Source organism: Kitasatospora sp. P5_F3 (genome assembly GCF_054049135.1).
Genome location: NZ_JBFUMY010000018.1, coordinates 159,513 through 165,512 on the forward strand (window position 1 = coordinate 159,513; position 6,000 = coordinate 165,512).

The 6,000-nt window shown below is 71.2% G+C and carries 5 protein-coding genes and 1 rRNA gene; 1 reads left to right on the top strand and 5 read right to left on the bottom strand.

The window, feature by feature from the left end; genetic code table 11:
• Nucleotides 1-60: 60 nt before the first annotated feature.
• The 4 genes from ACXJMZ_RS14820 to mshD form a co-directional block, all read right to left on the bottom strand.
• Nucleotides 61-549, bottom strand: a complete 489-nt coding sequence (locus ACXJMZ_RS14820) for an NUDIX hydrolase (protein ID WP_457030482.1) — start codon at nucleotides 547-549, stop codon at nucleotides 61-63.
• On the bottom strand, nucleotides 534-1,592 hold the full coding sequence (locus ACXJMZ_RS14825; protein ID WP_457030483.1) for a CHAD domain-containing protein: 1,059 nt from the start codon (nucleotides 1,590-1,592) through the stop codon (nucleotides 534-536). The genes ACXJMZ_RS14820 and ACXJMZ_RS14825 overlap by 16 nt, the downstream gene beginning before the upstream one ends.
• A gap of 79 nt (nucleotides 1,593-1,671) precedes the next feature.
• Complete coding sequence (locus ACXJMZ_RS14830; RefSeq protein ID WP_457030494.1) at nucleotides 1,672-3,846, bottom strand: RNA degradosome polyphosphate kinase; 2,175 nt, start codon at nucleotides 3,844-3,846, stop codon at nucleotides 1,672-1,674.
• A 238-nt stretch (nucleotides 3,847-4,084) separates the two neighbouring features.
• The gene (gene mshD / locus ACXJMZ_RS14835) at nucleotides 4,085-5,008 is read right to left on the bottom strand and encodes a mycothiol synthase (RefSeq protein ID WP_457030484.1); all 924 of its coding nucleotides are present in this window, start codon (nucleotides 5,006-5,008) and stop codon (nucleotides 4,085-4,087) included.
• 128 nt (nucleotides 5,009-5,136) lie between these two features.
• On the opposite strand from mshD, the gene ACXJMZ_RS14840 reads away from it, so the two are divergent.
• The gene (locus tag ACXJMZ_RS14840) at nucleotides 5,137-5,601 is read left to right on the top strand and encodes an NUDIX hydrolase (protein WP_457030485.1); all 465 of its coding nucleotides are present in this window, start codon (nucleotides 5,137-5,139) and stop codon (nucleotides 5,599-5,601) included.
• A 312-nt stretch (nucleotides 5,602-5,913) separates the two neighbouring features.
• Here ACXJMZ_RS14840 and rrf read toward each other — a convergent pair.
• Nucleotides 5,914-6,000: ribosomal RNA gene (gene rrf / locus ACXJMZ_RS14845) — 5S ribosomal RNA — on the bottom strand; the annotation flags it as partial.

A 6,000-nucleotide genomic window follows, 5' to 3' on the forward strand; every position in this document is an offset into this window, starting at 1 on the left:
ATCGGTAGTAACGGTTGCGTCACAGGCAGGGCGCGACGAGATCACTCGGCCCCTGACGCGCTATGACTCCTCGTCACCGAGCGCCCGCAACAAGGCGTCCACCAGCTCCCGATCCCGGTCGTGGGTCAGCCGGGCCTTCGCCTTCCGCGGCGACAGCCACTTCAGCCGGTCCACCTCCCGGTTGGGCGTGAACGAGCCGCCGGTCGGCACCGCAACCCAGTACCTGACCTCCTTGGCCCGCCCCTGGGCCAGATAGTGCTGGGTGGGCAGCTCCACACCCAGCACACAACTCAGCCCGGTCTCCTCCCTGACCTCCCGCAGCGCAGCCGCCCGCCAGCCCTCCCCCGGGTCCAGCTTCCCCTTCGGCAGCGACCAGTCGTCGTACTTCGGCCGGTGGATCAGCGCGATCCGCGGCTTCTTCCGGCCCACCCCGTTCTTCTTCGGCGGCCCGGGCACCCAGAGCACCGCCCCCGCCGCCAGAATGGTCTGCCCGTGCCGGGTCGGCCGCCCTCGCGTCCCCCGGACCGGTGCGGTCAGCAGCTTGCCCATGCGTGCCATCCGTGATGCTGGAGAGTCGGCCACTGATGGCCGAAGGCGTACCTCGCCGCCTCCACCTCCAGCCGCTGATCAGCATGCACCACACCGAGCACGTACGCCGTCGCCGGGGTGATCCGCGGCGTCCGCGCCGCCGTCGACACCGTCACCGCCGCGTCCGACGCCTCCTGGTGACGGTCCAGCACCTGGTCGATCCCGTCCAGCTCCGGCAGCCCCACCCCGCACACCTCCAGCGCGTACCGGGCCCGCTTCGCCAGAATCCGCACCCGGTGCCACGGCGCGTCGTCCGCCGCCACCACCGCGTCGGCGTCCACCGCCGTCCCCTGGGCCGGCACCGCCCCCAGCCGGTGCAGCCCCTCGCCCCCGTACGGTGCCCGGGCCGGCGGCAGCGTCTCCACCCCGGCCGCCAGCAGCCCGAGCGCCGTCGCCACCTGCGGCCGCAGCTCACCCACGCCCCCCGGCAGCACCGGCACCTCCCCGGCCAGCAGCGTCATCCGGTCGGCCAGCGCGTGCAGCCGGGCCGACCGCAGCTCCTGCAGCAGCGCCGTGTGCGCCCTGGTCCTGGCCAGCGTCAGCTGACGCTCCATCAAGGCCCGGGCCTTCGGCGCACCGGTGTGCCCGGCCAGCATCCCGGGCCGGCCCGGATCGGTCTCGCTCAGCGAGTCCAGCGCCGCCAGCAGCCGGGCCGACCGCCGGACGTAGCCCGGCTCCTGTGCCAGCAACCCCGACAGCCAGCGCAGCTCCGTCCTGGTCTCCTGCGCCCAGACCGGCTCGAAGACGGTCGAGAAGGTGTGCAGCGCACCGCCGATCCGCCGCACACAGCGCAGCAGTTCCCCCGTCCCTCCCGCCACACCCCCSCCSCCGCCGGGGGCGCCACCGGCGCTCGGCAGCGAACCGGTCCGGGATCCGGCCTCCCCCACCGCCAGCGGCAACGCCCGCAGGAAGGCCCCCGCCCGGGCGTTCAGGTACCCCGCCAGCACCTCCCCGGCCAGGGCCGGGTGGTCGGTGCGCTCCGTCGTCGTCGGCAGATCGGTCATGCTGATTCCTCGTCCCCCCGAGGGCTGTCCCCGCTGTGGTGGCGATGCCCCGGGGATGGTGACTGTCTCTCAGCTCCTGCTACGGCAGCTTGCGCCGACGCTGCCTGGAGTCGATCAGCAGGTCCTGAACGTGCCGCAGCCGCCGCCCTTCGGCGTCCTGCGAGTGTCTGGTCCACCGGCCGTCCGAGCCCAGGTGCCAGGACTCGGTCTCGTCCGACATCCCGAGGTCGATCAGCCCCGACAGCTCCGCACGGGCCGCCGGGTCGGTCACCTTCACCAGCGCCTCGATCCGGCGGTCCAGGTTCCGGTGCATCATGTCCGCGCTGCCGAACCACACCTCGGGCTCGCCACCGTTGCCGAACACGAAGATCCGGGAGTGCTCCAGGAACCGGCCCAGGATGCTGCGCACCCGGACGTTGTCGCTCAGCCCGGCCACGCCGGGGCGGACCGCGCAGATCCCGCGCACCCAGACGTCCACCGGCACGCCGGCCTGCGACGCCCGGTACAGCGCGTCGATCACGGACTCGTCCACGATCGAGTTGACCTTCATCTTCACGAACGCCGGGCGCCCCGCCCGGTGGTGCGCGATCTCCTGCTGGATCCGCGCCACCAGCCCGTCCCGCAGCCCGCGCGGCGCGGTCAGCAGCCGGCGGTAGGACTCCCGGCGGGAGTAGCCGGAGAGCCGGTTGAACAGGTCCGACAGGTCCGCACCGACCTGCGGGTCCGCCGTCAGCAGCCCCAGGTCCTCGTACAGCCTGGCGGTCTTCGGGTGGTAGTTGCCCGTCCCCACATGGGCGTAACGCCGCAGCGTGTCGCCCTCCTGACGGACCACCAGCGAGAGCTTGCAGTGCGTCTTCAGCCCGACCAGGCCGTACACCACATGGCAGCCCGCCTCCTCCAGCTTGCGGGCCCACTTGATGTTGGCCTGCTCGTCGAAGCGCGCCTTGATCTCGACCAGCACCAGCACCTGCTTGCCGGACTCGGCCGCGTCGATCAACGCGTCCACGATCGGCGAGTCACCCGAGGTGCGGTACAGCGTCTGCTTGATCGCCAGCACGTTCGGGTCGTTGGCGGCCTGCTCCAGGAACGCCAGCACCGAGGTCGAGAAGCTGTCGTACGGGTGGTGCAGCAGCACGTCCCGCTCGCGCATCGCGGCGAAGATGTCCGGCTGCGAGGCCGACTCCACCTCGATCAGACCCCGGGCCGTCCCCGCCACGAACTTCGGGTACCGCAGCTCGGGCCGGTCCAGGTCGGCGATGCCGAACAGGCCGGTCAGATCCAGCGGGCCCGGCAGCGGGAAGACCTCGGCATCGGTGATGTTCAGCTCCCGCACCAGCAGGTCGAGGATGTAGGGGTCGATCGACTCCTCCACCTCCAACCGCACCGGCGGGCCGAACCGACGCCGCATCAGCTCCTTCTCCAGCGCCTTGAGGATGTTCTCGGTGTCGTCCTCCTCGACCTCGAGGTCCTCGTTCCTGGTCACCCGGAACGCGTGGTGGTCCAACACCTCCATCCCCGGGAAGAGCTCCTCCAGGTGCGCCCCCATCACGTCCTCCAGCGGGACGTACCGCTGCCCGCCCGCCTCCAGGAAACGCGACAGCGACTGCGGGACCTTCACCCGGGCGAAGTGCTTGTGCCCGGAGACCGGGTTGCGCACCACCACGGCCAGGTTCAGGCTCAGCCCCGATATGTACGGGAACGGGTGTGCCGGGTCGACCGCCAGCGGGGTCAGCACCGGGAAGATCTTCTGCCGGAACAGCGTGTGCAGCCTGGCCTGCTCCTTCTCCGCCAGCTCGGCCCAGCGGACCAGCTCGATGCCCTCCGCCGCCAGATCCGTCAGCACCTCGTGCTGGAAGGTCGCGGCATGACGGGCCATCAACTCGCGGGAGCGGGTCCAGATCTGGTCCAGCACCTCGCGCGGCTGCAGCCCGGAGGCCGACCGCTGGGCCACCCCCGTCGCGATCCGGCGCTTCAGCCCGGCCACCCGGACCATGAAGAACTCGTCCAGGTTGCTGGCGAAGATGGCCAGGAACTTGGCCCGCTCCAGCAACGGGATCTGCGGGTCCTCGGCCAGCTCCAGCACTCGCTCGTTGAACGCCAGCCAACTGCGCTCACGGTCCAGGAACCGACCCTGCGGCAGCTCCTCCAGCTCCTGGCCGTCGACCTCCAGGTCGACCTCGGTCAGCGCCAGCGACGGCGGCAGGGCGGCAGGTCCTGGGGTCTTCGGGACGGAGGCGGGACGGGGGATGCTCATGTGCTCCAGCTCCTCCAGCAGGACGTTCTCCGGGTACCCGGCGGCAGGCGCCAGATCCCAACCGCCCGGGGCGGTCGGCGACCGGTCGGCCGAGGTGTCTCCGGCCGACCGGGGGCGTGGCACTGCTGACGTCATCCTGTGATCTTTGCGGCGTTAACTTAATCCACGGTAAACACCGCATGGCCAGGAGGAAAGCTGAGGCGGTCACCCCGTGTCCGGGGTCCGGTCACCGGTCAGCTCATCGCCGGACCGCAGTGTCGACGCGGTACATCAGGTCCACCTCGTACACGGTGAACCCCAGTCTTTCGTATACCCGCACCGCGGCCGGATTGTCAGCGTCCACATAGAGCAGTACGGCCGGGACCTTCCGGTCCTCCGCCAGATGCCGCAGGCCCGTCGCGGTCAGCGCCCGGCCAAGACCGCTGCCCTGCTCCGCCGGATCCACCGCCACCACGTAAACCTCGCCCAGACCGTCCGGGTGCACCTTGGTCCAGTGGAAGCCGACCAGGTCCGCTCCCCTGAAGGCCAGGAACAGCCCCTCCGGGTCGAACCACGGCTCGGCCAGCCGCTCGGCCAGGTCCTGCTCCGTCCAGCCGCCCTGCTCGGGGTGGTGGGCGAAGGCCAGCGCATTCAGCCGCAGCCAGACCGCGTCGTCCTGCCCCGGACGGAAGCTCCGGACCGTCACTCCCTCGGGCAGCACCGGCTCGGCCGGCACCGGCTCGGCCGGCCTGCGCATCTGCCGCAGCTCCCGGACCAGCTCCGCCCCGTACTCCGCCGCCAGCTGCGCCGCACCCGGGTGGCCGCCGTGCGCCCAGAAGTCCACGGTGCCCGCGTCCGCCTCCGCCAGCGTCGCGTCCAGCAGCTGCCGCCCGAGACCGAGCCGCCGGTGGTCCGGATGAACGGTCAGCTCCACCGTGGTCCGCCCCTCCCCCGCCTCCAGCTGCGCGTACCCCGCCGGCACCCCCTCCTGGCGCTGCACCAGATGGGTCACCCCGGGCCGGGCACTGTCCACCCGCAGCCGCAGCCGCCCCGCCTCGGACACCGCCTCCCGCCCGTCCACCGCACTCGCCGCCGCGAGCACCGCCCTGGCCGCCGCAAGATCGTCCGCGCCAAGGGTCTCGGTGCTCCGGATTCCGTCCTGACTCGGGTTCGTCGTCTCCATGCCGCCGACCATACGCGGCGGCACGGGCCGAAACCCGATGGTCTGCCGGGTCCGTCCGGTGATTGGCTGTCAGCTCCCGCCCTCCCCGGGCCCGACCCCGGCCCGACGGTTCGAAAGGAAGGCCCGACATGACAGCGGAGCTGCGACGACGACAGCGGGTGGCCGCGTACGGAGTGGCCGTCCAGGACGGCCGGGTGCTGCTGGCCCGCTGGGTCGGGCGCGACGGCACCCGGGCCTGGACCGTCCCCGGCGGCGGCATCGACCACGGCGAGGACCCGTACGAAGCGGTGATCCGGGAGGTCCTGGAGGAGACCGGCTACCAGGTCGAGCCCGAGCGACTGCTCGGCATCCACTCGCAGCACCTGCTCGACCCGCCCTTCGCCCGGAAGGGCTCGCCGAAGGACTTCCACGGCCTGCGGATCGTCTACGGCGTCCGGGTGGTGGGCGGCAGCCTGCAGAACGAGGTCGAGGGTTCGACCGACCTGGCGGCCTGGATTCCCCTGGACGAGGTGGCCGACCTGCCACGGGTCTCGCTCGTCGACATCGCACTGGAGCTGCACCGGTCGCGGCCGGAGGTCGGTCGGGTCCCGTAGCCGACGAGGTCCGGCGGGGGTGGCCATCCGGCGGTATCTGCCAGGGCGAACACCCTCCGTCCAGGTGAAGTGCGACGTCCAGGGCGTTACTTGTGACTTCCGACATCGAGACGTACACGAAGATCTTGACCACAGCGTCGGTCGGGCCCATGGCTTGACGATCCTCTACCGCTGCTCGTGGCTCAGCGCCAACCAGACGTTCGTCGTCGACCGGAGCTACATCAAGGTGAAGAACACCCTCTGAGTTCCAACCTGGTCCGGAAATGCAGAAAGCCCCGCCGGTTACCCGGCGGGGCTTTCTGACTAAAGATTGTTCGGCGGCGTCCTACTCTCCCACAGGGTCCCCCCTGCAGTACCATCGGCGCTATGAGGCTTAGCTTCCGGGTTCGGAATGTAACC

What these genes read in the sequence shown, in the direction of transcription:
- ACXJMZ_RS14820 (WP_457030482.1), bottom strand. Translation starts at nt 549, where the DNA reads ATGGGCAAGCTGCTGACCGCACCGGTCCGGGGGACGCGAGGGCGGCCG.
- ACXJMZ_RS14830 (WP_457030494.1), bottom strand. Translation starts at nt 3,846, where the DNA reads ATGAGCATCCCCCGTCCCGCCTCCGTCCCGAAGACCCCAGGACCTGCC.
- mshD (WP_457030484.1), bottom strand. Translation starts at nt 5,008, where the DNA reads ATGGAGACGACGAACCCGAGTCAGGACGGAATCCGGAGCACCGAGACC.
- ACXJMZ_RS14840 (WP_457030485.1), top strand. Translation starts at nt 5,137, where the DNA reads ATGACAGCGGAGCTGCGACGACGACAGCGGGTGGCCGCGTACGGAGTG.